The sequence below is a fragment of the Arthrobacter sp. 08Y14 genome (assembly GCF_002929455.1).
Taxonomy (GTDB): Bacteria; Actinomycetota; Actinomycetes; order Actinomycetales; family Micrococcaceae; genus Arthrobacter_B; species Arthrobacter_B sunyaminii.
The window spans coordinates 855,772-880,569 of record NZ_PJIX01000002.1 but is presented as its reverse complement, the minus strand read 5'-3'; the positions used below and the strand labels follow the sequence as shown (position 1 = coordinate 880,569).

Annotated in this window: 23 protein-coding genes; 16 read left to right on the top strand and 7 right to left on the bottom strand. The window is 63.2% G+C overall.

Annotated features, from left to right (window positions below):
• Positions 1-2: 2 nt before the first annotated feature.
• Positions 3-941: a GerMN domain-containing protein gene (locus CXR03_RS10600; protein WP_181034553.1), complete on the bottom strand. Its 939-nt coding sequence runs from the start codon at positions 939-941 to the stop codon at positions 3-5.
• A 351-nt stretch (positions 942-1,292) separates the two neighbouring features.
• Between CXR03_RS10600 and CXR03_RS10595 the strand changes: the two genes are divergently transcribed.
• The 8 genes from CXR03_RS10595 to CXR03_RS10560 all read left to right on the top strand — a co-directional run bounded on the left by CXR03_RS10595 (position 1,293) and on the right by CXR03_RS10560 (position 10,268).
• Positions 1,293-2,339 carry a PhoH family protein gene (locus tag CXR03_RS10595; protein WP_104054088.1) on the top strand — a complete coding sequence of 349 codons (1,047 nt, stop codon included), beginning with the start codon at positions 1,293-1,295 and terminating at the stop codon, positions 2,337-2,339.
• The gene (gene ybeY, locus CXR03_RS10590; RefSeq protein WP_104103744.1) at positions 2,336-2,809 is read left to right on the top strand and encodes an rRNA maturation RNase YbeY; all 474 of its coding nucleotides are present in this window, start codon (positions 2,336-2,338) and stop codon (positions 2,807-2,809) included. Before CXR03_RS10595 ends, ybeY begins: the two co-directional genes overlap by 4 nt.
• The gene (locus tag CXR03_RS10585; protein ID WP_104054090.1) at positions 2,806-4,143 is read left to right on the top strand and encodes a hemolysin family protein; all 1,338 of its coding nucleotides are present in this window, start codon (positions 2,806-2,808) and stop codon (positions 4,141-4,143) included. The genes ybeY and CXR03_RS10585 overlap by 4 nt, the downstream gene beginning before the upstream one ends.
• Positions 4,136-5,065: a GTPase Era gene (gene era / locus CXR03_RS10580; protein WP_104054091.1), complete on the top strand. Its 930-nt coding sequence runs from the start codon at positions 4,136-4,138 to the stop codon at positions 5,063-5,065. Before CXR03_RS10585 ends, era begins: the two co-directional genes overlap by 8 nt.
• A 135-nt stretch (positions 5,066-5,200) precedes the next feature.
• The gene (locus CXR03_RS10575) at positions 5,201-6,727 is read left to right on the top strand and encodes an LCP family protein (RefSeq protein WP_104103743.1); all 1,527 of its coding nucleotides are present in this window, start codon (positions 5,201-5,203) and stop codon (positions 6,725-6,727) included.
• 166 nt (positions 6,728-6,893) lie between these two features.
• Entirely contained in the window at positions 6,894-8,636 is a 1,743-nt protein-coding gene (gene leuA, locus CXR03_RS10570; protein ID WP_104103742.1) for a 2-isopropylmalate synthase, read from the top strand.
• Positions 8,637-8,718: 82 nt separating this feature from the next.
• Entirely contained in the window at positions 8,719-9,471 is a 753-nt protein-coding gene (gene recO, locus CXR03_RS10565) for a DNA repair protein RecO (protein WP_104103741.1), read from the top strand.
• 2 nt (positions 9,472-9,473) lie between these two features.
• Positions 9,474-10,268 (top strand): isoprenyl transferase, encoded by a 795-nt coding sequence (locus CXR03_RS10560; RefSeq protein WP_237688578.1) that lies wholly within the window; start codon positions 9,474-9,476, stop codon positions 10,266-10,268.
• 4 nt (positions 10,269-10,272) lie between these two features.
• On the opposite strand, the gene CXR03_RS10555 is transcribed toward CXR03_RS10560, so the two are convergent.
• Positions 10,273-11,337 carry an alpha/beta hydrolase gene (locus tag CXR03_RS10555; RefSeq protein WP_104103740.1) on the bottom strand — a complete coding sequence of 355 codons (1,065 nt, stop codon included), beginning with the start codon at positions 11,335-11,337 and terminating at the stop codon, positions 10,273-10,275.
• A 97-nt stretch (positions 11,338-11,434) separates the two neighbouring features.
• Here CXR03_RS10555 and CXR03_RS10550 point away from each other — a divergent pair, with 97 nt between their 5' ends.
• Positions 11,435-12,505 carry a quinone-dependent dihydroorotate dehydrogenase gene (locus CXR03_RS10550; RefSeq protein ID WP_104103739.1) on the top strand — a complete coding sequence of 357 codons (1,071 nt, stop codon included), beginning with the start codon at positions 11,435-11,437 and terminating at the stop codon, positions 12,503-12,505.
• A gap of 106 nt (positions 12,506-12,611) precedes the next feature.
• Here CXR03_RS10550 and CXR03_RS10545 read toward each other — a convergent pair whose 3' ends face one another.
• Complete coding sequence (locus CXR03_RS10545; RefSeq protein WP_104054098.1) at positions 12,612-13,211, bottom strand: DUF3043 domain-containing protein; 600 nt, start codon at positions 13,209-13,211, stop codon at positions 12,612-12,614.
• A 98-nt stretch (positions 13,212-13,309) separates the two neighbouring features.
• Between CXR03_RS10545 and CXR03_RS10540 the strand changes: the two genes are divergently transcribed.
• From CXR03_RS10540 to CXR03_RS10510, 7 genes are all read left to right on the top strand, one after another.
• Positions 13,310-14,719, top strand: coding sequence for a dipeptidase (locus tag CXR03_RS10540; protein ID WP_258073592.1), 1,410 nt, complete (start codon positions 13,310-13,312; stop codon positions 14,717-14,719).
• Between the two features lie 169 nt (positions 14,720-14,888).
• Complete coding sequence (locus CXR03_RS10535) at positions 14,889-15,284, top strand: iron-sulfur cluster assembly accessory protein (protein WP_104054099.1); 396 nt, start codon at positions 14,889-14,891, stop codon at positions 15,282-15,284.
• A 210-nt stretch (positions 15,285-15,494) separates the two neighbouring features.
• On the top strand, positions 15,495-16,349 hold the full coding sequence (gene coxB / locus CXR03_RS10530; RefSeq protein ID WP_104054100.1) for a cytochrome c oxidase subunit II: 855 nt from the start codon (positions 15,495-15,497) through the stop codon (positions 16,347-16,349).
• Between the two features lie 9 nt (positions 16,350-16,358).
• A complete protein-coding gene (gene ctaD, locus CXR03_RS10525) occupies positions 16,359-18,080 on the top strand; it encodes a cytochrome c oxidase subunit I (RefSeq protein WP_104103738.1) in 1,722 nt (573 codons plus the stop codon).
• Positions 18,077-18,478 carry a cytochrome c oxidase subunit 4 gene (locus CXR03_RS10520; protein ID WP_104103737.1) on the top strand — a complete coding sequence of 134 codons (402 nt, stop codon included), beginning with the start codon at positions 18,077-18,079 and terminating at the stop codon, positions 18,476-18,478. The genes ctaD and CXR03_RS10520 overlap by 4 nt, the downstream gene beginning before the upstream one ends.
• Positions 18,479-18,720: 242 nt before the next feature.
• Positions 18,721-19,494, top strand: coding sequence for a GntR family transcriptional regulator (locus tag CXR03_RS10515; protein WP_258073627.1), 774 nt, complete (start codon positions 18,721-18,723; stop codon positions 19,492-19,494).
• 107 nt (positions 19,495-19,601) lie between these two features.
• On the top strand, positions 19,602-20,162 hold the full coding sequence (locus tag CXR03_RS10510) for a hypothetical protein (RefSeq protein WP_104103735.1): 561 nt from the start codon (positions 19,602-19,604) through the stop codon (positions 20,160-20,162).
• A gap of 179 nt (positions 20,163-20,341) precedes the next feature.
• On the opposite strand, the gene CXR03_RS10505 is transcribed toward CXR03_RS10510, so the two are convergent.
• From CXR03_RS10505 to CXR03_RS10490, 4 genes are all read right to left on the bottom strand, one after another.
• The gene (locus CXR03_RS10505; protein ID WP_104103734.1) at positions 20,342-22,027 is read right to left on the bottom strand and encodes a cytochrome bc complex cytochrome b subunit; all 1,686 of its coding nucleotides are present in this window, start codon (positions 22,025-22,027) and stop codon (positions 20,342-20,344) included.
• 3 nt (positions 22,028-22,030) lie between these two features.
• Positions 22,031-23,062: a ubiquinol-cytochrome c reductase iron-sulfur subunit gene (locus CXR03_RS10500; RefSeq protein ID WP_104103733.1), complete on the bottom strand. Its 1,032-nt coding sequence runs from the start codon at positions 23,060-23,062 to the stop codon at positions 22,031-22,033.
• An 86-nt stretch (positions 23,063-23,148) separates the two neighbouring features.
• Complete coding sequence (locus CXR03_RS10495; RefSeq protein WP_104103732.1) at positions 23,149-23,940, bottom strand: cytochrome c; 792 nt, start codon at positions 23,938-23,940, stop codon at positions 23,149-23,151.
• Positions 23,941-24,021: 81 nt separating this feature from the next.
• Positions 24,022-24,660 (bottom strand): heme-copper oxidase subunit III, encoded by a 639-nt coding sequence (locus tag CXR03_RS10490; protein WP_104054107.1) that lies wholly within the window; start codon positions 24,658-24,660, stop codon positions 24,022-24,024.
• Positions 24,661-24,798: the final 138 nt, after the last annotated feature.

Genomic DNA, 24,798 nt, shown 5'->3' with positions numbered 1-24,798 from the left:
GGCTAATTCACGTCGGAATACACGGTGACGCGTTTGGAGTCCTCATCGGCCCGTTCAGCCCCGTGGAAAACGCTTACGCTGTATTCGCCCGGCGCCAGATCAACGCTGAAACTGTAGAGGGATGTGCCGCCGGTGGGTGCCTCCAGTTCGGCATAACCGGTCTGGACGGCATCCTCGGCGGGCCGGCCGTCAACAATCGGCTCGACACGCCAGGACACCTGGCCGCCTTCCGAAACTGCGGTTCCGTGAACCTGAAGCGAAGGGCCGGTTCCGTCCCCCTGCTGCGGATCAATGATCCAGATCGGGGCCATCAGTGAAGCATCCCGCTGGAGCTGCCCTTCCAGACGCTCATGCCCGAACGCCTGGTAACCTGCTTTGCCGTCCACCAGAAGCACCACTGAGGGCTCATACTTCACCGTGGTAAGCCCGGCGTTTGAAGCCGCAGCGGTTGCCGTATACACGAGCTGCTGGACGGCGCGGTGCGCCATGCCGGCATCGAGGGAAGTCTTGAAAGCGTCCGAGGAGATATCAACCGTGATGACGTTCTTGCCGGATATTGAGGCTGTGACGCTGCCGGCTTTGCTCCAGGGATTGAAGTAATCCGGATCAGCCGGTTTGTCGGACGTCATGGCAACTACAGCCTCGACTATCGGATCACCGCTCGTTTCGACGGGCCGGAACTCCCGGTAGAGGTGAACATTTGAACCGTTCACTCCGAGCCAGTAGACCGGAAGGCGTCCCGGCGCCGGCTTTCCTTCCGAAGGAGCCGTAACGCTCAGCGAGGCGGACACGGAACCTGCAGCCTCATCAAAGGGCGTAGGCATGGAGGTGGTGGGGGTGGCTGCCACTACGCCGCAGCCACTGAGGAGGAGCGAAGACGCTGCGAGCAGGCCCAGGACGATCCTGCCGTGCGGCAGGCGCCGTTGCGGTGCTTCATGCAATTTTCTGTCCTCCTTTCGCTGAACGGTCATCCCCAGCTTGGCACATGCGAAAGGCCGGATTTGCGCTCTTAACCGTCCTGCGACCGGACTGAGACCCGATTGAGACCCGGCGTCCGGGGCGCCGGCCGTGTTGTCGGCTGCCCGCCGCGGCCGCATCCGGCACAGGCGGACTAAACAGCTCACCGGCTGGAGCAGACGGTGAGCCGTGGTATCAAGTAATATTGAAGTGCCTGTCTTAACTTGCCGAGCTCCCGATTGCCGGTCCCATAACTTGTTAGGCCGGGGCACCACACCAAGCACAAACAACTCACTCTTCAAAGGGGCGATGAAAGGCCTGGGAAGGCCGAATATATGACTGAATCCTCAGGAATTGGCACCATCGGACTGGATCGCCAGACCATCATCTTTGATTCCACGGAACACATGGTCCAGTCTCTGGGTGCCAACGACGAGGCGCTCAAGATCATTGAGTCCGCTTACCCGGAGGCCAATCTTCACGTCCGCGGCAACGAGCTTTCCATCTCGGGCCCCGCTGCTGTTGTTGAACTGACCCTCCGTCTCGTCAACGAAGTCCGGATCCTGGCACGGAGCCAGACCAAGGTCACGCCCCAGTTGCTGGAGCAGTTGATCACCATGCTCCGGGACCAGAGCGCCCAGCGCCCGGCGGAAGTCCTGACGCAGAACATCCTCTCCACCCGCGGCCGCACCATCCGTCCCAAGACGCTGAACCAAAAAAACTATGTGGACGCGATTGATGAAAACACCATTGTGTTTGGAATCGGACCCGCGGGCACCGGCAAAACTTACCTGGCCATGGCAAAGGCCGTCCAGGCGCTGCAGCAGAAGGAAGTCAACAGGATTATCCTGACCCGCCCGGCTGTCGAAGCCGGCGAACGGCTTGGCTTCCTGCCCGGAACGCTCAGCGACAAGATCGATCCGTACCTGCGTCCCCTGTATGACGCCCTGCACGACATGATGGACCCGGATTCCATTCCCAGGCTGATGGCTGCCGGAACCATTGAAGTTGCGCCCCTGGCCTATATGCGCGGACGCACGCTCAATGATGCCTTCATCATTTTGGATGAAGCCCAGAACACCACACCGGAGCAGATGAAGATGTTCCTGACCCGCCTGGGCTTCGGCTCCAAGATGGTGGTAACGGGAGACGTGACCCAGGTGGACCTGCCCGGCGGCACTGCCTCCGGACTGCGCATCGTCCACGACATCCTCGGCGACATTGATGACGTTGCGTTCTCGGAACTGCATGCCTCGGACGTAGTCCGGCATTCCCTCGTGAGCAGCATTGTCACCGCTTACAGCGAATGGGACGAGTCCCGGCGCGCGTCGTCAGCGGGCCCTGCCCGCGGAGCCGCAGCAGGACGGGGTCCGGCCAAGTGAGCATCGAAGTCAACAACGAATCCGCCGTCGAGGTGGACGAAGAGGAACTGTCCCGGCTGGGACGCTACCTCCTGGAAAGCCTTTACGTGCATCCGGAAGCGGAGCTGTCCATCATCCTGGTGGACGAGGAAGCCATGGAGAAGCTGCACATCGAGTGGATGGACATTCCCGGCGCCACCGATGTGCTGTCCTTCCCCATGGATGAGCTGCGTCCGGGGGTCCCGGGACGTCCGACACCTGCCGGTGTTCTTGGCGACATTGTGCTGTGCCCGCAGGTAGCCGCCGTGCAGGCAAAAACAGCCGGCCACGGCATGCAGGAAGAGCTGCTGCTGCTGACCACTCACGGTGTGCTGCACCTGCTCGGGTACGACCACGCGGAACCCGAAGAGGAAAAGGAAATGTTCGGCCTCCAGCGTGAGCTTTTGTCCTCCTATCTGGGCCGTGAGGCTCCGAAGGAGACGCGCAGTTGAGCGTTGCCCTGCTGATTTTTATGGCCGTGGCCTTCATGGTCCTGGCAGGCTTGCTCACTGCCGCGGAATCCGCCTACGGATACCTTCCGCGGCATGAAGCCGAAGCACTGCTGCAGGGCAAGGCGGGCAAACCGCTGCGCCGGATCCTGCAGCACCCGGTGGCGCACATGCATGCGCTCCGGTTCTGGCGCGTCTGGTTCGAAATGGCCACCGCTGTCACAGTGGCCACCCTGTTCCAGATGCTCCTGGACAACATCTGGCTGGCAGGGCTGCTGGCCACCGTGGTCATGGCAGCCATCGGTTTTGTTCTGGTGGGAGTCTCTCCCCGCCAGATCGGCCGCAAGCACGTTACCGCCGTCGTTGTCCTTACCGCCGGGCTGGTGCGTTTCCTCCGGGTTGTCCTGGGCCCGGTTCCCGGATGGCTCGTCCGGCTGGGCACCGCCGTTGCTCCCGGCACACAGGGACCGGACGCCGCGTTCTTTACCGAAGAGGAATTCCGTGAGCTGCTGGACCGCGCCTCGGAGGCGGACATGATCGAGAACACCGAAGCGGAGCTGATCCATTCGGTCTTCGAACTCGGTGACACCAAGGTCCGTTCGGTGATGGTGCCGCGCACCGACATGGTGTGCATTGAGGCCGGTTCCACCCTGCGCCAGGCCATGTCACTGTTCCTGCGCTCGGGGTACTCCCGCGTACCGGTGATCGAGGACAGCGCAGATCAGATTGTGGGCATCCTCTATCTCAAGGATGTGGCGGCGCAGATGCATTCCGGCTCGGGGGAGCCGGGGCAGCACCGCGTGGAGGATTTTGCCCGCGGCGTCCGCTACGTACCGGAGTCCAAGGCGGTCAGCGAACTGCTGCAGGAGCTGCAGCGTGAGTCCACCCATGTGGCGGTGGTTATCGATGAGTACGGCGGCACCGCAGGCCTGGTCACGCTCGAGGACCTGATTGAAGAAATCGTGGGCGAGATCGTGGACGAGTATGATTCCGAACGGCCTGAAATTGAAAACCTCGGCGGCGGCCGCTACCGCGTGAGCTCCCGTGCCGGCATCGATGACCTCGGCGAGCTGTTCGACGTCGACCTCGAGGACGATGAAGTGGACACCGTGGGAGGTCTGCTGGCCAAGGCGCTGGGCCGCGTGCCCATTGTGGGCAGCGAAGTGGTGGTTGACGGCATTGTCCTGCACGCCGAGCGCCTGGAAGGGCGCCGCAACCGGGTGTCCCACATCATCGCCTGGAAACAGCCCGACGACGCCGATCCAGAAACACATTCCGACGACGGCAGGGCCTCATCCCGCGTCTCCTCAACAGAATTGGTACCACGTAATGACTGATCCACAGTTCCGCGCCGGCTTTGTCTCCCTGGTGGGCCGGCCCAATGCCGGCAAGTCCACCCTGACCAATGCCCTGGTGGGCCAGAAGGTTGCCATCACTTCGGCGAAGCCGCAGACCACCCGCCACACGATCCGCGGCATTGTGCACCGCGAGCATTCCCAGCTGATCCTGGTGGACACCCCCGGCCTGCACCGCCCCCGCACGCTGCTGGGCAAGCGCCTGAATGACCTCGTGGCGGACACCTTGGCCGAAGTGGATGCCATTGGGTTCTGCCTGCCGGCCAACGAAGCCGTGGGTCCGGGTGACCGCTACATTGCCAAGCAGCTGGCAGCGCTGAAGAATAAGCCCGTCGTGGCATTGGTCACCAAGACGGACCTGGTGGACCGGGCCGCCCTGGCCAAGCAGCTGATGTCCGTCACCGCCCTGGGCAACGAGGTCCTGGGCGAAGCAGGATGGGCTGACGTGGTGCCGGTATCCGCCGCTGACGGTTTCCAGGTGGACACTGTGGCCGAAGTGCTTGCCGGCTACATGCCGTCGTCCCCGCCGCTTTACCCGGACGGGGAGCTCACCGATGAGCCTGAGGCCGTGATGGTTGCCGAGCTCATCCGCGAGGCTGCCCTGGAAGGCGTACGGGATGAGCTTCCCCACTCGCTGGCCGTGGTGGTGGACGAGATCGTTCCGCGCGAGGGGCGTCCGGATGACAATCCGCTGCTGGACGTCAGGGTAAACCTGTACGTCGAGCGGTCCTCGCAGAAGGCCATCATTATCGGCAAGGGCGGCGCCCGGCTCCGGGAAGTCGGCACCAATGCACGCGTGGCCATCGAGGCACTGCTGGGTACGCGGATTTATCTGGACCTGCACGTGAAAATTGCCAAGGACTGGCAGCGGGACCCCAAGCAACTGGTAAAACTTGGCTTCTAGCTCCACCGTGCAGCGGCACCCCTGGAGATGATTCTCAGGGGCGCCGCGTACACTTTGAACTGCCGCGGGCGCAGATGCAACTGCCGGCACCACCGATTGAACTGCTGAACGCGAATTATTGAAGGGGACCGGCTCATGTCATCTCGCCGTGCCGATACAGGTGCCGGGCCCTCCGGAAACTCAGCTTTTGGCCTCTCCCCGGCAGCCGCTCCGGGCGGCCGGCATCTGGGCCGCCGAAGCGTCGGACACCCGGTGCTGCGGACGATCGCCCTGGTGCTTTCACTGACGCTGGTCTCCGGACTGGTGTTCGTGGCCGTGCAGGCCATCCGGCTGCAGCAGAACTTCGAGACCCGTCCGCTGAACCTCGGCTCGAATCAGGAATCCGCCCTCCCGGTGGACGCCAACACCGATCCGCTGCAGATCCTGGTCCTGGGCACGGACAACCGAGAAGGACAGGACAGCAACAATTCCGACGTCATGATGCTGGTCAACATGGCCGCCGACCGGTCCCATGTCACAGTGGTGAGCTTCCCTCGTGACCTGCTGGTGCCGTTGCCGGAATGCCTGGACCCGGAAACCGGCGACGTCTATCCGGCCATGGAGTTGGGCCAGCTCAACGGAGCCCTGGGCAACGGCGGGCCGGGGTGCACCGTCGCCGCCATCAACGAGCTCACCGGGCTGAGCGTGGACCACTTTATGATGGCGGACTTCAACGCGGTCAAGGAACTGTCCAACACCCTGGGCGGCGTGGAGGTCTGCGTAAACCAGCCCGTGGAGGATGAACTGTCCGGGCTGAGCCTTCCCGCCGGCGTCAGCAGCGTCAAAGGCGACCAGGCGCTTGCCTTCCTGCGCACCCGCCACGGCTTTGGCAACGGCGGCGATGAGGGCCGCATCCGCGCCCAGCAGAGCTTCCTGGCCTCCATGGTGCGCAAGGTCAACGAAGAAGGCACGCTGAACAACCTTCCCAAGCTCTACTCCATTGCTGAAACCGTCACCCGCAACCTGACGGTGGACAAGGAACTGACCGAAGTTTCCTCGCTCATCGCTCTGGCCGGACGGCTGAAGGATGTTGACCTGGACCGCGTCGCGTTCGTGACGGCGCCGGTGGTTCCCTATGAATACGACAACAACCGCCTGGTCCTGGATGAAGCGGCGGCCACGCCGCTGTTCAAAGCCCTGGTGCAGGACCGGGACATCACCGAGCCCACTCCGGAGCCGGCCCCGGAAAGTCCCTCTGATGAGGGAACGGTTCCTCCGGCAGCGCCGGAAGAACCGGCTGTCATTGACCCCGCGGCTGTTCCGGTCACCATTTTGGACGCCACCGGGAAGAGCGGCGACGCCGGCAGCCGCGACCAGGAACTCGCCGCCTACCTGCTCTCCGAGGGATACGCCCAGGCGTCCGCGGGGGGACAGGCGGCTGTCTCCAGTCCCGCCACCCAGGTTTTCTACGGACCCGGATATCAGGAAATGGCGGAGCAGGTGGCTGCCGCTCTGGGCATCCCGGCTGTCCAGGTTGTTGCCAGCAATCTGGTCAATGGCGTGAGTGTGCAGGTTGGTGAGGACTTCGCCGCCGGAAACACCATGCCCAGTGCCGGCGATGTGGGCGGCCTGTCCGGACAGACCGCCGCCCAGGTTACGTGCCAGACTGCATTCGGCAATTAATAATTGGGTTGGCCCCTGCTGCGCTGTTAGGGTGGTCACGTGCGCGCAGAGCTCCTTCTCCTTAGCTGCCGCGGCGAGGCCATATCCAACGTATAGGCCGACCCCTCGCTGCGGAGTTTGTGTTGCCCGGCCGCTCTTCTGAACTCCTAGAAAAGGCCCCACAGACATGCGAAATGCACAGCAGCCCTCGGGAATGCCCGTCTCCAAATACGTTCCGTATCAGGAACAGGTCAGCTTTGAGCTGCCTGACCGCACGTGGCCGGACAAGCTCATTACCAAAGCCCCGCGCTGGTGCGCCGTGGACCTGCGGGACGGCAACCAGGCCCTGATCGACCCGATGAGCCCGGAACGCAAACACAAGATGTTCGACCTCCTGGTGGAAATGGGCTACAAGGAGATTGAGGTGGGCTTTCCGTCCGCTTCCCAGCTGGACTATGACTTTGTCCGCCAGCTGATCGAGGGGGACCGTATCCCCGATGACGTCACCATCCAGGTCCTGACCCAGTCCCGCGAACACCTGATCGAGCGCACCTATGATTCCCTTGAGGGTGCGGACCGGGCGATCGTCCACCTGTACAACTCCACCTCGATCCTTCAGCGCAAAGTGGTGTTCAACACCGATCAGGACGGGATCGTGGACATAGCGCTCACCGGTGCCCGGTTGTGCAAAAAGTATGAAGAGCAGCTGCGCGGCATCGACGTCACTTACGAATACTCGCCCGAGTCCTACACCGGAACCGAACTGGACTTCGCCCTGCGCATCTCCAACGCCGTCGCCGAAGTCCTGGAGGCTTCCCCGGACCGGCAGATGATCCTGAACCTGCCGGCCACCGTGGAAATGGCCACGCCCAACGTGTACGCCGATTCCATCGAGTGGATGCACCGCAACCTGGCGAACCGCGACTCCATTATCCTGTCCCTGCATCCGCACAATGACCGGGGCACAGGGGTGGCGGCCGCCGAACTGGGATATCTGGCCGGCGCCGACCGCATCGAGGGTTGCCTCTTCGGCAACGGAGAGCGCACCGGCAACGTGGATCTGGTGACGCTGGGCATGAACATGTTCAGCCAGGGCATCGACCCTGAGATCGATTTCTCCAACATCGACCACGTGCGCCGCACCGTCGAGTACTGCAACCAGCTGCCCGTCCCCGAGCGTTCCCCCTACGGCGGAGACCTGGTCTTCACCGCCTTCTCCGGTTCACATCAGGACGCCATCAAAAAGGGCTTCGAGGCTATGGAAAAGGATGCTGCCGCCGCGGGCACCACGGTGGACGGCATTCCCTGGGCGGTGCCGTACCTGCCGATCGATCCCAAGGACATTGGCCGCACCTACGAGGCCGTGATCCGGGTGAACAGCCAGTCCGGCAAGGGCGGCGTGGCCTACCTGCTCAAGAACGAGCACAATATGGACCTGCCCCGCCGTGCGCAGATCGAATTTTCGGGCGTGGTCCAGCGCCGCACCGACACCGCCGGCGGCGAGATTACCGGCGCCGAGTTGTGGAAGGTGTTCCAGGATGAGTACCTGCCCTCCACCCCGGAGTCCGACGGCGAACCCTGGGGACACTACGCCCTCTTGTCGGTCAACGCGGACACGGCGGAGGACGGCACCTTCAAGATGACGGCCGTGCTGATGAACGGGGAAGTGCAGCAGAAGCGCACGGCTTCCGGCACCGGCCCGATCGCCGCCCTGCTGGAAATCCTCGGTGAGGACGGCATCGACGTGCGGCTGCTGGATTACACCGAGCATGCCCTGTCCGCCAGCGGCAATGCCGCGGCAGCGGCCTACGTGGAACTGGCTGTGGGGGAGCGGGTGCTCTGGGGCGTCGGCATCGACGCCAACACCACCATGTCTGCGCTCAAGGCAGTGATTTCGGCAGTGAACCGGGCCATCCGCGACCGGGCCTGACACAGAGCGTGCTGCAGCGGCGCGCCGGAGCCGTGGGCCCGGGTGCGCCGCAGCAGCACCAAACCGTGGGAAAATAGGGTTCGTGGCAGGAAAATCATTTGCATCCCGGACATACCGGGACGAGGGTGTCATCCTGCGCACCCACAAACTGGGCGAAGCGGACCGGATCCTGGTGCTGCTCACCCGCGGCCACGGGCAGGTGCGCGCCGTGGCAAAGGGTGTGCGGCGGACCTCGAGCAAGTTCGGTGCCCGGCTGGAACCGTTCATGGTGGCGGACCTGCAGCTGTCTTCCGGGCGGAACCTGGATATCGTAACGCAGGCCACCACGCTGGGCGCCTACGGGCACGGCATCGTCTCTGACTATGCGCGCTACACTGCCGCGGCCGCCATCGCCGAAACTGCTGAGCGGCTGACCGACGTCGACGGCGAGTCCGCCAACGCCCACTATCACCTGGTCATCGGTGCCCTGGCGGCGCTGAACCGCGGAGCCCACGCTCCGGAGCTGATCCTGGACTCCTATCTGCTGCGGGCTCTGGCCACGGCCGGCTGGGCGCCGAGTTTCACCGTCTGTGCCCGCTGCGGTGCCCCTGGTCCGCACACGGCATTCTCCGCTGCCCTGGGCGGCGCCGTCTGCTCGGCCTGCCGTCCGCCCGGATCGGCCTCCCCCTCACCCGACACCATGGTGCTGCTGGCAGCCCTGCTCTCCGGAGACTGGCCAACCGCCGATGCCGCCGGACAGCAGGCGCGGCGCGAATCCGCCGGCCTCGTCGGCGGATACCTTCAATGGCACCTGGAACGGGTCGTCAAATCCCTTCAACATGTGGAGCGTGTCTGAACGTGCGTTCGAAGTCCCAAGCACCGGTGCGTCCCGCACCGCACCCCTCCGGTGCGGTCCCGCCGTCCGTGCCCGCCGATTTGGTGCCCCGGCACGTGGCAATCGTGATGGACGGCAACGGACGCTGGGCCAACCAGCGCGGACTGCCGCGAACGGAAGGACACCGGGCAGGCGAGGCGGCCCTGCTGGATGTGATGGCGGGCGCCGTGGAAATGGGCATCCGGCACGTATCCGTTTACGCCTTCTCCACCGAGAATTGGAAACGGTCCCCGGAAGAGGTCCGCTTCCTCATGGGCTTCAGCCGCGACGTGCTGCGCCGGCAGCGGGACCAGCTCAGCGAATGGGGCGTGCGGATCCGCTGGTCCGGGCGCCGGCCCCGCCTGTGGCAGTCCGTGGTGAAGGAACTGGAAATCGCCGAGGAAGCCACCAAAGACAACACGGTGTGCACCCTGAACATGTGTGTCAACTACGGCGGCCGCGCCGAGATCACCGACGCGGTGTCAGCAATTGCCGCCGACGTGGCGCGCGGGAAACTGCGCCCCGGCTCGATCACGGAAAAAACCATCCAGAAGTATCTGGATGAACCTGATCTGCCGGATGTGGATCTGTTCCTGCGGACCTCAGGCGAGCAGCGGCTGTCCAACTTCATGCTCTGGCAGTCCGCCTACGCGGAGATGGTGTTCATGGACACCCTGTGGCCGGATGTGGACCGCCGCACCCTGTGGGAAGCAGTGGAAATCTACGCCCGGCGGGACCGGCGCTACGGCGGAGCCGTGGATCAGGCCGCTCCGGCCTAGGGCTCTACCGGCGGCGGTCCGGCGGGGACAGGAGCACAAAGCCCCGTGCCCATTGCTCGATCTTCCCGTAGACCCGGCGACGGACCGGCAGGGCTGAGAGCAGTACGTCGTGCAGGGAGTTTTCGAATCTGCAGACAGTGATCTGGGGGCCCAGCAGCAGGCCCCGCTGAACCATGAGGGTTACGTCCAGGACACTGTCCGAGGTTTTCATGGCCTCATTCCAGGAGACGGCCACCGTGGAGGTGGCGGAAGCCAGGAGCAGGATCGGAACCCTGATATCCAGCCCCCGCGCCACCTGGGCATGGCCGTTGAGCACCGCCCTGATCCAGCCGGCCCGGATCGGCCAGCCGGCTGGCGGCCGGAACGCCGGATCCAGATCCCATTCGCCGTCGCCTTCCCGGCTGATGCTGCGCCAGTAGTTGGTGAACTCCGGAACCATCAGCCGGGCCTTGGGCCGCAGCCGGACCAGCGGCTCCAGCAGTCCGGCGGTGGCGTTGCGCACCATCCAGGAGCCTCCGAGCTCCAGCCACGGACTGTTCAGGATCAGTGCCTCAATGCGGCCGGGGTTCCGGTGCGCCCAGAGTGAGGCCACCAGTCCGCCGGTGGAGTGGGCCATCAGGCTGATCCGCACCGGCGTGTCTGCTCCCCGGCGGGACCGTATGTGCTCGGTCAGGGCGGCCATTGCCGCCTCAATGTCGGCGTCGTACTCCTGCAGGTCCGTGATGTACCCCTCGGACTGGCCCGGACGAAGACTGCGGCCGTATTTGCGCAGGTCCAGCGCGTAAAAGGCCACCCCCAGTCCGCTCCAAAAGTCCGCCAGCTCGGTCTGGAAAAAATAGTCGCTCCAGCCGTGAATGTAGAGGACGGCCTGCACCGGTTCGGCCGGAACGGGGGCGTGCAGCCGGTGCAGAAGTTCCCGTGCCCGGCCGCCGAAGGTGGGCGGAGGCGGCGGCGCAGGCGTATGGGAGACCAGGGTGGCAACAACGGGACCCTCTTCGTCTTCGCCAAGGTCCAGGGTCAGGCATTGGAAGCCGTTCCCGAGGAAGTCCGGTCTCCACTGCGCATCCATCACTCCATCTTCCTATATCTGCAGGCGGGTGCGTCATCGTCCATCCGGCGCTGACCCGGAATTTGGCACGGCGACCCCGCGGTGGAACCATGAAACCATGCGCGTTTATCCCGCCTTCTTCCGTGTTGTTTTCTCCGGCATGGATCCTGAAAAGGCCCACAAAATCGGTTTTGACCTCATCAAGGCGGCAGCTCTGACTCCCGCCGGACCGGTAATGCGCCGCTTCATGCGGCCGTCCCCGAAGCTTCGAGTGCGGGCTCTGGGACTGGATTTCCCGTCACCCTTCGGTTTGGCCGCAGGTTTCGACAAAGAGGGCTCGGGTATTGTTCCGCTGACCAACATGGGGTTTGGCCACGTGGAAATCGGGACGGTAACCGGCCGCGCGCAGCCGGGCAACCCGAAGCCCCGGCTCTTCCGGCTGGTCGAAGATCGGGCCGTCATTAACCGGATGGGCTTCAACAATGACGGCGCCGCCGCTGTTGCTCCGCGCGTGGCGCGTGCCCGTCGCATGCTGGAGCGGGCCTGGGGCCAAAACCGGCCAATCATTGGCGTCAATATCGGCAAGACCAAAACCGTGGACCTGGCCGATGCGGTGGACGATTACCTGACAAGCACGCGGGAACTTGCTCCCCAGGCCGATTACCTGGTGGTCAATGTGTCTTCGCCCAACACCCCGGGGCTTCGCCTGCTGCAGAACATTGATTCCCTGCGCCCCCTGCTTTCCGCCGTCTCCGAGACCGCTGACGCCGCGGCCGGCCGGCACGTTCCCCTGATGGTGAAGATCGCTCCCGACCTCACCGACGAGGATATCGACGACGTCGCCCGGCTTGCCCTGGACCTGGGCCTCGACGGTGTGGTCGCCACCAACACCACCGTCACCCGCGAGAATTTGGTGACGGACCCGCACAAGGTGATGGACTGCGGAGTGGGCGGGCTCAGCGGTGCTCCGCTGCGCCGCCGGTCCCTTGAAGTCCTTCAGCGGCTGCACGCCGCCCTCGGCCCCAACGGTCCGGTGATCATCTCCGTGGGCGGAGTCGAAACAGCTGCGGATGTGCGGGAACGCCTGGCCGCGGGAGCCACCCTGGTGCAGGGCTACACCGCGTTCCTCTATGAAGGTCCGTTCTGGGCGGCCCGGATCAACCGGCAGCTGGCGCGCTCAGGGAAGTAATACACAAAAGGAAGGGTTGCTTCCCGGAGTACCGGGGAAGCAACCCTTCCTTTATGTCGTTGAGTCCTGAGGCGCAGCCAAGCTAGACCGGCTCGCAGAACCTAAATTAAGCGGGCTTTTCGCCGCGCTTGACCTGCGGCTTCGGAAGGCGGAAGCGGCGCAGCTGCAGGGCGCGGGAGACGCCGTACCAGACGTCACCGGAATTGGGGCTGCCGAACTTCTCGGTGAGGCGGCGGCGGATGATCGCCCGCAGGATGAAGCTGTCGAGGATGACGGCCAGGATCAATACCCAGAAGGCCAGCATGACGATGCTCTGCACTGTGAGGTTCTGGATGAAGCTGACCACCACAAACACGAGGGCGGCGATCATGACAAATTCACCGAGGTTCCAGCGGGAGTCCACCACGTCGCGGATAAACCGGCGCTGGGGTCCCTTGTCACGCAGCGGAAGGTAACGCTCGTCGCCGGTGTCGAGGGCGGCGCGGGTCTTCAGCCGTTCCTCGCGCATCGCTTCACGGCTGGCATTTTTCGCCGCCTTGCGGTCTGTGGGGACCAGCGGGCGCTGGCGCGCTGCAACCTGGTCCCGGCGCTTGGGGGTGGGAACTCCCTTCCCCGCGGCCGTGCGGGCTGAGCTGGTCTGGGCTGCCGCAGCAGCCTGGTCCACAGTTTCCTGCGCGGTGGGCGCTTCATTCTTTCGTCCGAACACCCCTCTAGGATACCTTGACGCCGGCCTTCAGCGGCCGGGTTCGGAACCGGTTAACAGTCCCTATGCTGCCCCGGCAGGGGCGCATGTACTGTTTTGTTATGACTTTGATACCAGAAACCCCTTCGCCGTCAGTGGATGTGGATGCTCTGCGCTCCGCCGTGGAAGCTGATTTCCCCCGCACGGTTGAGCAGCTCAAGTCCCTCGTCTCGATCCCCGGCATCGCGTGGGACTCCTTTGACCCGGAACGCCTGAATGAAAGCGCCGAGGCAGTGGCAGCCCTGATCCGCGGGGCAGGACTCACCGATGTGCAGATCCTGCGGGTGGACAATAACGGCAAACCAGGTGGCCCCGCTGTCGTCGCCCGCCGCCCGGCCCGGGACGGGAAGCCGACAGTCCTGCTCTACGCGCACCACGACGTCCAGCCTCCCGGGGACCTGTCCCTGTGGGAGACGGAGCCGTTTGTCGCCACCGAGCGCAACGGACGGCTCTACGGGCGCGGGGCCGCCGATGACAAAGCCGGCATCATGGCTCACATTGGTGCCCTCCGCGCGCTGGATACGGTGCTGGGGGAGGACTCCGGCGTCGGCATCACCCTCTTTATCGAGGGCGAGGAAGAAGCAGGTTCTCCCACGTTCCGCGATTTCCTTGAAACCTACCGCGATCTGCTCGAAGCGGACGTCATTGTGGTGGCGGACTCCGGCAACTGGAAAGTGGGCGTCCCGGCGTTGACCACCAGCCTGCGCGGACTGGTGGACGGCACGGTGGAGGTCCAGGTTTTGGACCATGCCGTGCACTCGGGCATGTTCGGCGGGCCGGTGCTGGATGCGCCCACGCTGCTGGCGCGCCTGATCTCCACTTTCCACAACGACGCCGGTGACGTCGCCATTGAGGGCCTTGCGTCCTCCGACACCGCCGCCGTGGAATATGCCGAAGCGGACTTCCGTGCGGATTCCTCGGTGCTCGACGGCGTGCAGTTGGCCGGTACCGGGTCCATCGCGTCCCGGCTGTGGACCAAGCCGGCGCTGTCCATCATCGGCATCGACGTTCCGTCCGTGGACATGTCCTCGAACACCATTCAGCCCAAGGCCCGCGCCAAGTTCAGTCTTCGCCTGGCACCGGGACAGAATCCGGGGGAGGCCATGACCGCCGTCGAACGCCACGTTCAGTCACACGCGCCGTTCGGAGCGAAGGTCACCTTCATCCCGGGGGAGCAGGGGCAGGCGTTCGCCACAGACACCTCTGCTCCGGCGGCACGCACCGCCCTGTGGGCACTGCGCGAAGCCTGGGACGGCGTCGAGCCGGTGGAATCGGGCATGGGCGGCTCCATTCCATTCATTGCCGACCTGACGGAGCTGTTCCCGTCGGCGCAGATCCTGATTACCGGCGTCGAGGACCCGGATTCGCGTGCCCACAGCGCCAACGAGTCACTGGACCTGGGTGATTTCCGTAACGCCGTGCTCGCCGAAGCACTGCTGCTGGCCAGCCTCGGTCAGGCATCGAAGTCCTAGCCTGCTCTTTTGAAGACGCCGCCGCGTCCGGGCATGGAAATCTTTTCGTGCCCGGACGCGTTGCGTCTGGGTGTAAGCACCGACGTACCATGGAGAAGGACCTGGCCCGGAGCCTTCGGGGGAGCAACTGCCCTCCCGTGCACGGTCCACGTGAGGAAAGAGAGAAGCAATGAGCACTTCCACCAGCGAAACCGGCACCAGCGTGGATGCGGCAGCCGCTCCCGAAGCAGAGCTGCCCACCCATGAAGTTGCACTCTCCGATGTTGCTGCGGGAAAGGTCCGCAGCCTCCTGGAGCAGGAAGGCCGGACCGACCTGCGGCTTCGCGTGGCCGTTCAGCCCGGCGGCTGCTCCGGCCTGATCTACCAGCTCTACTTTGACGAGCGTGTCCTGGACGGCGACGCTGTCCGCGACTTCGACGGCGTAGAGGTCATCGTGGACAAGATGAGCGTTCCGTACCTGTCCGGCGCCTCGATCGACTTCGAGGACACCATTTCCAAGCAGGGGTTCACCATCGATAACCCCAACGCAGGCGGCTCGTGCGCCTGCGGAGACTCGTTCCACTAAGCTGCGTCCCGTGGCCCCGTTTCACTGACGGGGCCGTGCGGCTGTTGGCCGTAACACACGGTATTTTGCCAAGGACGCGGTGCGGTCTGTCACTGGATGGCCACGCGTGCGGGTAAGCTCTACACGTAGTAGTAAAACTGATCGTGCGCAGCTGGGGGATTCGTCTGTCCGCTGTGCCGCACTTGCACGTAACAAGAGGAAGGGCCGTCTGTGAGTTCGCAGGACCGAACCAGCAGCCGACGCGCCAGGATCTTTAAGATCTCAGCCGTAACGTCGGCCGGCGCGTTGTTTTTATCGGGTTGTTCAGCAGAAGCCCAACGGGGATGGTTGCCCACGGAGCGCGACACTACCAACCACACCGGCCGCATCATGGACCTTTGGGTCAATTCATGGATCGCGGCACTGGCGGTTGGCGTGCTCACCTGGGCGCTGATTCTCTGGTGCATCATTGCCTACCGGCGCAGGAAGAATGAAACCGGCTACCCGCGGCAGCTCAGCTACAACCTGCCCCTGGAGATCTTCTACACGGCCATTCCGCTGTTCATGGTCCTGGTGCTGTTCTACTTCACGGATCAGGACATCCGCGCCATCAGTGAGCGCGTTGATGACCCCGACGTCGTTGTGGACGTCCGTGGAAAGCAATGGTCCTGGGACTTCAACTACGTCACCGAGGACAAGTATGACCTCAACGTCCAGGTGAACCTGGACGGCCAGGAGAAGGCAGAGTCGGAAATGCCGACCCTGTACCTGCCGGTTAACCAGACCGTTGAGCTCCAGCTGAACTCCCGCGACGTGCAGCACTCCTTCTGGGTTCCCGCCTTCCTGCAGAAGATGGACCTTTACCCGGGACGGACGAACTACATCAACATCACTCCCGGCATTGAGGGCACTTACGAAGGCAAGTGCGCCGAACTCTGCGGCGAGTACCACTCGGAAATGCTTTTCAACGTCAAGGTAGTTTCGGAAGCCGAATATGACGCGTACGTGGCTAGCCTGCCCGACGGTCAGGTCGGTTCCGAGTACGACCGCGTGTACAACTCAGAATCAAGCGAAGTAAGGAGGTAGGAGGAAGCTGTGACTACTCTCGAATACACTTCGGAAGAAACTCAGGTTGCACCGCGCGTCGTCCCCGTCTCCAAGGGGCGCATTATTGTCAGCTGGATCACTTCCACTGACCACAAGACCATCGGGTACATGTACCTGATCGCATCATTCATTTTCTTCTGTCTCGCAGGCGTGATGGCTCTGGTCATCCGTGCCGAGCTGTTTGAACCCGGCATGCAGATTGTGCAGACCAAGGAACAGTACAACCAGCTGTTCACCATGCACGGCACTGTCATGCTGCTGATGTTCGCCACTCCGCTGTTCTCCGGCTTTGCCAACGTCATGATGCCGCTGCAGATCGGGGCTCCCGACGTCGCGTTCCCCCGACTGAATGCCCTGGCTTTCTGGTTCTTCCTCTTCGGCAGCACCATTGCCGTTGCCGGCTTCATCACTCCGCAGGGTGCCGCCTCCTTCGGCTGGTTCGCCTATGCGCCGCTGTCCAACACCACGTTCTCGCCGGGGGTCGGCGGGGATCTATGGGTGTTCGGCCTGGCCCTGTCAGGTTTCGGAACCATCCTGGGTGCGGTCAACTTCATCACCACGATCATCTGCATGCGTGCCCCGGGCATGACCATGTGGCGCATGCCGATCTTCACCTGGAACACGCTGGTTACGGGCATCCTGGTCCTCATGGCGTTCCCGCCCCTGGCAGCAGCACTGTTCGCACTGGGTGCGGACCGGCGGTTCGGAGCACACATCTTTGACCCCGAGCGCGGCGGTGCCATCCTGTGGCAGCACCTGTTCTGGTTCTTCGGCCACCCCGAGGTCTACATCATCGCCCTGCCGTTCTTCGGCATTGTTTCGGAGATCTTCCCGGTCTTCAGCCGCAAGCCGATCTTCGGCTACAAGGGCCTTGTCTACGCAACGATCGCCATCGCGGCCCTGTCCGTCACCGTGTGGGCCCACCACATGTACGTCACCGGCGCCGTAATGCTTCCGTTCTTCGCGTTCATGACCATGTTGATTGCGGTGCCTACGGGCGTGAAGTTCTTCAACTGGATCGGCACGATGTGGCGGGGATCCATCACGTTCGAGACGCCCATGCTGTGGAGCATCGGCTTCCTCATCACCTTCCTCTTCGGTGGCCTGACCGGCATCATCCTGTCCTCGCCGCCGCTGGACTTCCACGTCTCCGACACCTACTTTGTGGTGGCACACTTCCACTACGTGATCTTCGGGACCGTTGTGTTCGCGATGTTCGCCGGCTTCTACTTCTGGTGGCCCAAGTGGACCGGAAAGATGCTCAACGAGCGGCTGGGCAAGATCCACTTCTGGATGCTGTTTGTTGGCTTCCACGCCACGTTCCTGATCCAGCACTGGCTGGGCGTTATCGGCATGCCGCGCCGCTACGCCGATTACCTGGTGGAAGACAACTTCACCCTGATGAACCAGTTCTCCACCTACGGCTCCTTCCTGCTGGGTGCGTCAATGATTCCGTTCTTCTGGAACGTCTACATCACCTGGCGCCACGGCAAGAAGGTTGAAGTTGATGACCCGTGGGGCTTCGGCGGATCGCTCGAGTGGGCCACGTCCTGCCCGCCGCCGCGCCACAACTTCACCTCGCTGCCCCGCATCCGTTCGGAACGTCCCGCACTGGACCTGCACCACCCTGAACTGCAGCAGACCGTGACCGATGATTCGGCCGCCGGCAAGGTTCTGGGCGCTGCTGATCGTAAGGAGAAGGCCAAGTGAAGGTAGAGACCAAGCTCTTCGCCTATATGGCACCGTTCTTCCTCGTGGTGGGCGTTGTCTACGGCTACCTGGTCGAGTGGATGGAACCCGTGGGCTACCTCGCCCTGTTCCTGACCGCGGGCATGTCCGCCATGATTGCCTTCTACATCGGCTTCACCGGCAAGCGCGTCGGCCCCCGTCCTGAAGACCGGCTCGACGCCGAGATCCATGAGGGTTCCGGCGAACAGGGCTTCTTCAGCCCCTGGAGCTGGTGGCCGCTGCTGCTCGGCCTTTCCGCCGCAGGCGGTTTCCTGGGCCTGGCAGTTGGCTGGTGGGTCCTGTTCATCAGTGCAGGCCTGGCGCTCATCGCGCTGGTCGGCTGGGTGTACGAGTACAGCCGCGGTGCCCACGCCCACTAGGGCTTTGCACCACAACATAACTGCATAGAACTAGGTACAAAGGGTCCGCAGGAAACTGTGGGCCCTTTGTCGTGCGCCCGGGCGGCGGTGCTCCGGGTGCTGGGCGGAGTCCGGCCCGGGACACGGCGGCCCGGGGATCCGGCTATTCTTGGATGAGCACCAGCACGAAGGGAAGGGACCGCAATGCGCGTCAGAACGGACTCGGGGACCGGGCAAAGATGACGGAGCGGGCCCTGCGCGGAATGCAGGAGATGATCGACACCGGAACAGGCGTGGCCAAGCATCTGCAGTTGCAGGGCATCCTGCGCCGTTTTGTGGAAGAGCACGCGACGGCGGGTGCAGCGATTCCGTCGGAACGTTTGCTTGCAGACCACTTTGGTGTGGCCCGGATGACGGTGCGGCAGGCCATTGATGCTCTGGTGGCGGATGAGGTTCTGGAGCGGGTGGTTGGGCTTGGCACCTTTGTTGCCCGCCCCAAGCTGGACCTGCAGGTTAAGCTCACGTCCTACAGCGAGGAGATGGCCCGCCGCGGCATGGTTCCCGACGCGCGTGTCCTCAGCTTCGAGCAGGTGGGCGCATCCCGTCTGGTGGCGCGTGAGCTCCAGATCGATCCCGGCCAGCCGGTTGTCCGCTTCCGCCGGCAGCTGCTCGCCGACGGCGAGCCCATGAGTGTTGATGAGAACTTCATCCCGGCTGTCCACGTTCCGGGAATGCTTGACGAGGAGCCGCCCACCTCCCTCTACCGGGTGCTCAGTGAACGCTACGGAATGGTGATGGAGTGGGGAGAGGACACCATCGAAGCGACTGCTGCGTCGGCTTCCACCGCGCGGCTGCTCAATGTTGAGCTCGGCGCGCCCCTGCTGAAGATTCAGCGCCATGCCTACGTGTCCCGGACCATGGTGGACTATTCCGTCTCCTACTACCGCGCAGACCGCTACAAGCTCTGGGTGCCCCTGCAGCGGCCTGGAATGCGTACGCCCCGCTCCTACCATCCGCACCGGCACCAAGGCTCCTGAGGGCCCCGTTCCCGGTTTCCTGCTCCTGTTCCCGCCCTCCGCAACCAGTCGCAGAGGGCGGCGGGCCGGAGCCCCAATGATCAACACCAGCCAGAAAGGCTACCTACATGAGCATCACCGTGATGTACCGGCGCGACAACAAGGGGGTTCTGCACTTCCGCGAAGCGATGTATGACGAGGATTCCCAGGAGTTCATGCTCAACCAGGGCAAGGTTGGATTCATGGGATCAGGCAGCGCCACTGCCGGAGTCGACGAAGCCGCTGCCGACGCGAAGTTCGCCGCCTTTGCAGCTAAGTCAGCCGAACTGGGCTATGCGGAAATTCCCGCTGAGGAACAGTTCTGGGTTGTTGCACAATACGCGCTCAAGTCCGCCGAGGGCACGGAACGCGACCGGTACCTCGAGTACAAGGCGCGGACCGCACTGGCGTCCTACTTTTCCTGGCGTGGACTGGGCACGGTGGAGGAGAGCGAGTTCACTCCCGGAAAACTGAACATATTCTGTCTCGTCCCTGACGTGCCCAAGGCGGTCAAGGGCATGCTGGTGGTGCTTCGGGACGCCAATCTGGACTTCACCAAGCTGGGGATCGGTTCCGCCCCGGTTGCCGAGCCGTCTGCATTCAAGCGCAGGCACCCGCTTCCGGCAAAGAGCCCGTTCACTCTGGACTAGCAACTTACGGTGGATTAAAGACAGACAAGCTTGAGGGGAGGTTCCCGGCAGTTGCCGGGAACCTCCCCTCAAGCTTTTGCAGCGGGTAACCGGACAAGAGCCGGGGCCACAAGAAAAAAGGAGCCGGCCAGCAGATGCTGGCCGGCTCCTTTAGCCGTACTGGGTATCAGCGCTCAGGACTACCGATTCGTGATGGAATTCTGGTCTTCCTCAGCCGCTTCAACTTCAGCGGGTGATTCGTGATGGTGCGCATCTTCGAGCTCGCGCGGTGTGACGGGAGCAACCCGGTCTTCGAAGAAGAACCGCGAGAGGCGTCCGCGCAGCTTCTCCTTGCCGGAGACCTTGCCCCGGGCATCCGGCTGGGCCGGAATCGCTTCGGGGGAGTCGAAGTCAACGAGCTTGTAGCGCTTGAACTCGTCCACCGGTTCGTGAACCTCGATGTACTCACCGTGCGGGAGGCGGACAATGCGGCCGCTTTCCACGCCGTGGAGCACAATCTCGCGGTCCTTGCGCTGCAGCGCCAAAGCGATGCGGCGGGCGACGGCAAAGCCGATCAGCGGTCCGAAGATCACCAGGAAGCGCAGCCAGTACGTCACATCGTTCAGCGACACGTGGAAGTGCGTGGCGATGAGGTCGGAGCTGGCAGCTGCCCACATGACGCAGTAGAAGATGATGCCGGCAACGCCGACGCCGGTGCGGAACGGAGCGTTCCGCGGGCGGTCCAGCAGGTTGTGGACGCGCTTGTCCTTGGTGAGCCAAGCTTCGATCCACGGCCAGGTGAACAGCAGCGTGAAGACAATGCCGGCCGGTACCAGCGCCGGGAACAGAACGTTGAAGGAGAGCGTGTTGGTGCCCCACGGGAACGGAATGTTCCACTCCATCGGAATGTTGCCAATCCAGCCCGGCATCAGGCGCAGGGCGCCGTCAACCCAGCCGATGTACCAGTCAGGCTGGGTACCGGCGGAAACGGGGGAGGGATCGTAGGGGCCGTAGTTCCAGATCGGGTTGATCGTGAACAGGCCGGCGATGATGGCGATGATGCCGAAGACGATGAAGAAGAATCCACCGGCCTTCGCAGCGTAAACCGGACCAACCGGGTAGCCCACCACATTCATGTTCGTACGGCCGGGGCCGCGGAACTGGGTGTGCTTGTGAATGACAACCATGAAGAGGTGAATGGCGATCATCAGCAGGATCAGGGCGGGAACCAGCAGGATGTGCAGCATGTACAGGCGGCCGATGATGTCGGTGCCCGGGAACTCGCCTCCGAAGAGGAAGAAGCTGATGTACGTGCCAACCACCGGCACCGACTTGATGACGCCGTCGATGATGCGCAGGCCGTTGCCGGACAGCAGGTCATCGGGGAGGGAGTAACCGGTGAAGCCTGCAGCCAGGGAGAGGATCAGCAGGACGCCGCCCACCACCCAGTTCAGCTCGCGGGGCTTGCGGAAAGCGCCGGTGAAGAACACGCGGAGCATGTGCACGGAGACGGCGGCTACGAAGAGCAGTGCCGACCAGTGGTGCACCTGGCGCATGAACAGGCCGCCGCGGATATCAAAGGAGATATTCAGCGAGGACTCGTAGGCCACGGACATCTCAACGCCCTGCAGCGGAACATAACTTCCGTGGTAGTGCGTTTCGGCCATGGACGGGTCAAAGAAGAACGTCAGGAAGGTGCCCGAGAGCAGCAGGATGACGAAGCAGTACAGCGCAACTTCACCGAACATGAAGGACCAGTGATCCGGGAAGACCTTGCGGCCGAGCTCCTTGACCATGGCCGAACCGCTGACGCGGGAGTCGACGAAGTTGGTGACGCGGCCAAGACGGGTCTTGGGCTCATAGGGGGTAGCGGAGGGAACACTCATGGTTTAGCCACGCTCCCAGTAGCTCGGTCCAACGGGTTCATGGAAATCGCTGGTGGCGATCAGGTAACCGTCTTCATCGACTGCGATGGGCAGCTGCGGAAGCGGGTGAACAGCCGGTCCGAAAATGACCTTGCATTCCTGCGTGAGGTCAAAGGTGGACTGGTGGCAGGGGCACAGCAGGTGGTGGGTGTGCTGTTCGTACAGCGCCACCGGGCAGCCAACGTGGGTGCAAATCTTGGAGTAGGCGACAATGCCGTCCACGTTCCAGTCTTCGCGTCCGGGGGAGGGGTTGAGCGATTCCGGGTCCAGGCGCATCAGGAGGACAACAGCCTTGGCCTTTTCCTCCAGCTTGTGCTCGGATTCGTTCAGGCCCTCGGGAATGACGTGGAAGGCCGAACCCAGGGTCACGTCCGAAGCCTTGATCCGGGTTCCGCTGGGATCGCGCGTCAGGTGCACGCCGTCGGCCCACATCGTGTGCCGCAGGGTGTCGCCGGGCAGCGGGCCGAGGTCGCGGAAGACCGCGATGGCCGGAAGCGGTGCCAGGACCATTGCGCCAAGAAGCGTGTTGCGGATCAGCGGACGGCGCTTGATGCCCGTCTCCTCGATGATGTCGCCCACCATCTTCTCGGCAATAACACGGTCTTCCTCGGGACGGATTTCATGCCGTTCCTCGGTGATTTCGTGGTCCGGCATGAGCGTCTTGGCCCAGTGCACAATACCGACGCCGATACCCAGCATGGCGAAGGCGGTACCCAGCCCCAGGAGCAGGTTCTGCACCCGGATGTCGGCAATGGTGTGGCCGCCTTCGAGCTTGATGCCGAAGTACCCGATGAAAAACACGAGCGTACCGATGATGGAGATGACGAACAGAGCCGCCACCTGCCTCTCGGCGCGCTTCTCAGCCTGGGGATTCGTATCGGCCAGGCGAGGACGGTGCGGAGGAAGACCGGGATTCCGGAACTTCTCTTCGCCGTCCTGGCCAGCCGTAGCGACGGTGCCCGAGGTGTTCGGACTGCCGTGACTATGGTCGCCCATGATCCCCCTCATCCTTCTCTTGAAACTGCATTTATAGACCTATGTGTAACTGTGATGTCACCCCGGGGGGTGAGCGCGGGTGATGTCTAGGAAGACCGGGAGGTCAACCAAATGGTGAAAGCAATGACGAGGCCGAGACCGGCCGTCCAGATGAACAGGCCTTCGGAAACCGGACCGAGCGAGCCGAGTTCGGCACCGCCCGGGGAGCCGTTGGCTTCGATGTTCTTCAGGAAGGCGATGATGCTCTGCTTGTCCTCGGGAGAAACGTTGGCGTCGTTGAAGACGGGCATGTTCTGCGGGCCTGTGACCATGGCCTCGTAGATGTGCTTCTCCGAGACGCCCTCCAGCGAGGGAGCAAACTTGCCCTGCGTCAGGGCACCGCCGGCGCCTGCTGCGTTGTGGCACATGGCGCAGTTGACGCGGAACAGCTCGCCGCCCTCGGCAGCGTTGCCGCCTGCGGCGTCGACGATTTCAGCGTCCGGCACGGCAGGACCGGCACCGAGGCTTGCCACGTAAGCGGCAAGCTGGCTGGTCTGTTCTTCGGTGAACTGAACGGGCTTCTGCTGTGCCTGCGGTCCCTGCATGGCCATGGGCATACGGCCGGTGCCGACCTGGAAGTCGACGGATGCGGCTCCGACGCCGATGAGCGAGGGACCGTTGGCGGATCCCGATGCGTCCATGCCGTGGCAGGTGGCGCAGTTGGCGATGAAGAGCTTCTCGCCCTGGTCTTCGTCATCGGCCGTGTAGGCGGTGCTGGCAGCCTGGGCCTCATTGGCCCCGCTGACAGCTGCGTAGAGCCCACCCGTAACGAGGAGTCCCAGCAGCAGCAGCGCAACTGCTGCTAGGGGATGACGTCGCCTTTGCGATAGTGCCTTCACTTGGTGGTTCCTAACTTGTGTGGTCTTTGGTGTGCTGGTGCCACTGTGGATTTCTTTGGTAATTGCCGACTCAAGCAGGTGTTACTTGAGGAAGTAGATGATGACGAACAGGGCAATCCAGACTACGTCCACGAAGTGCCAGTAGTACGAGGTCACGATCGCGGAAGTGGCTTCAAAGTGTCCAAAACGCTTCGCTGCGTAGGCACGTCCGATGATGAACAGGAACGCGATGAGTCCACCGGCGACGTGGAGGCCGTGGAAGCCTGTGGTCAGGTAGAACGAGGAACCGTAGGAGTTCGAGGAGATCGACACCCCTTCGGTAACGAGCATCGCGTATTCGTAAGCCTGGACGGACACGAAGACTGCACCCATGAGGAAGGTGAGGAGGAACCACTCGACCATGCCCCAGCGGGAAACTTGGAAGAGTCCTCCCGTGCGGCGCGGCTGAAGACGTTCTGCGGCAAAGACGCCGAACTGGCAGGTAACGGAACTAAGAACAAGGATCACCGTGTTCGCCAACGCAAACGGAACGTTGAGCTTCTCGGTCTCCATGGCCCACAGATCGCTCGAAGTGGAGCGAAGGGTGAAATACATGGCGAAGAGAGCGGCGAAAAACATCAGTTCGCTGGCCAGCCACACTACGGTTCCGACGGAAACCATATTGGGGCGGTTCAGCGTGGGGTGAGCCGGGGTACTGGGGGCATGGGTCGCTGTTGTCACATAGACATTATGGACGTAAAACTCTCCAGTTCTCCAACAGATAAAGACGGTCGGCGCGTCAAAATAGTGCCGAAACCCCGCGGATCCCAGTAACGGCGCGGAAGTGGCTCGTCAGAAACAAATCCGCTTTTTCTACGA

Excerpts from the sequence above, each read along its gene's own strand:
- CXR03_RS10500 (WP_104103733.1), bottom strand. The coding sequence starts at position 23,062 with ATGGGCGACCATAGTCACGGCAGTCCGAACACCTCGGGCACCGTCGCT.
- CXR03_RS10505 (WP_104103734.1), bottom strand. The coding sequence starts at position 22,027 with ATGAGTGTTCCCTCCGCTACCCCCTATGAGCCCAAGACCCGTCTTGGC.
- CXR03_RS10510 (WP_104103735.1), top strand. The coding sequence starts at position 19,602 with ATGAGCATCACCGTGATGTACCGGCGCGACAACAAGGGGGTTCTGCAC.
- CXR03_RS10535 (WP_104054099.1), top strand. The coding sequence starts at position 14,889 with ATGAGCACTTCCACCAGCGAAACCGGCACCAGCGTGGATGCGGCAGCC.
- leuA (WP_104103742.1), top strand. The coding sequence starts at position 6,894 with ATGCGAAATGCACAGCAGCCCTCGGGAATGCCCGTCTCCAAATACGTT.
- CXR03_RS10540 (WP_258073592.1), top strand. The coding sequence starts at position 13,310 with ATGACTTTGATACCAGAAACCCCTTCGCCGTCAGTGGATGTGGATGCT.
- era (WP_104054091.1), top strand. The coding sequence starts at position 4,136 with ATGACTGATCCACAGTTCCGCGCCGGCTTTGTCTCCCTGGTGGGCCGG.
- CXR03_RS10575 (WP_104103743.1), top strand. The coding sequence starts at position 5,201 with ATGTCATCTCGCCGTGCCGATACAGGTGCCGGGCCCTCCGGAAACTCA.
- CXR03_RS10515 (WP_258073627.1), top strand. The coding sequence starts at position 18,721 with ATGCAGGAGATGATCGACACCGGAACAGGCGTGGCCAAGCATCTGCAG.
- CXR03_RS10555 (WP_104103740.1), bottom strand. The coding sequence starts at position 11,337 with ATGGATGCGCAGTGGAGACCGGACTTCCTCGGGAACGGCTTCCAATGC.
- CXR03_RS10550 (WP_104103739.1), top strand. The coding sequence starts at position 11,435 with ATGCGCGTTTATCCCGCCTTCTTCCGTGTTGTTTTCTCCGGCATGGAT.
- CXR03_RS10595 (WP_104054088.1), top strand. The coding sequence starts at position 1,293 with ATGACTGAATCCTCAGGAATTGGCACCATCGGACTGGATCGCCAGACC.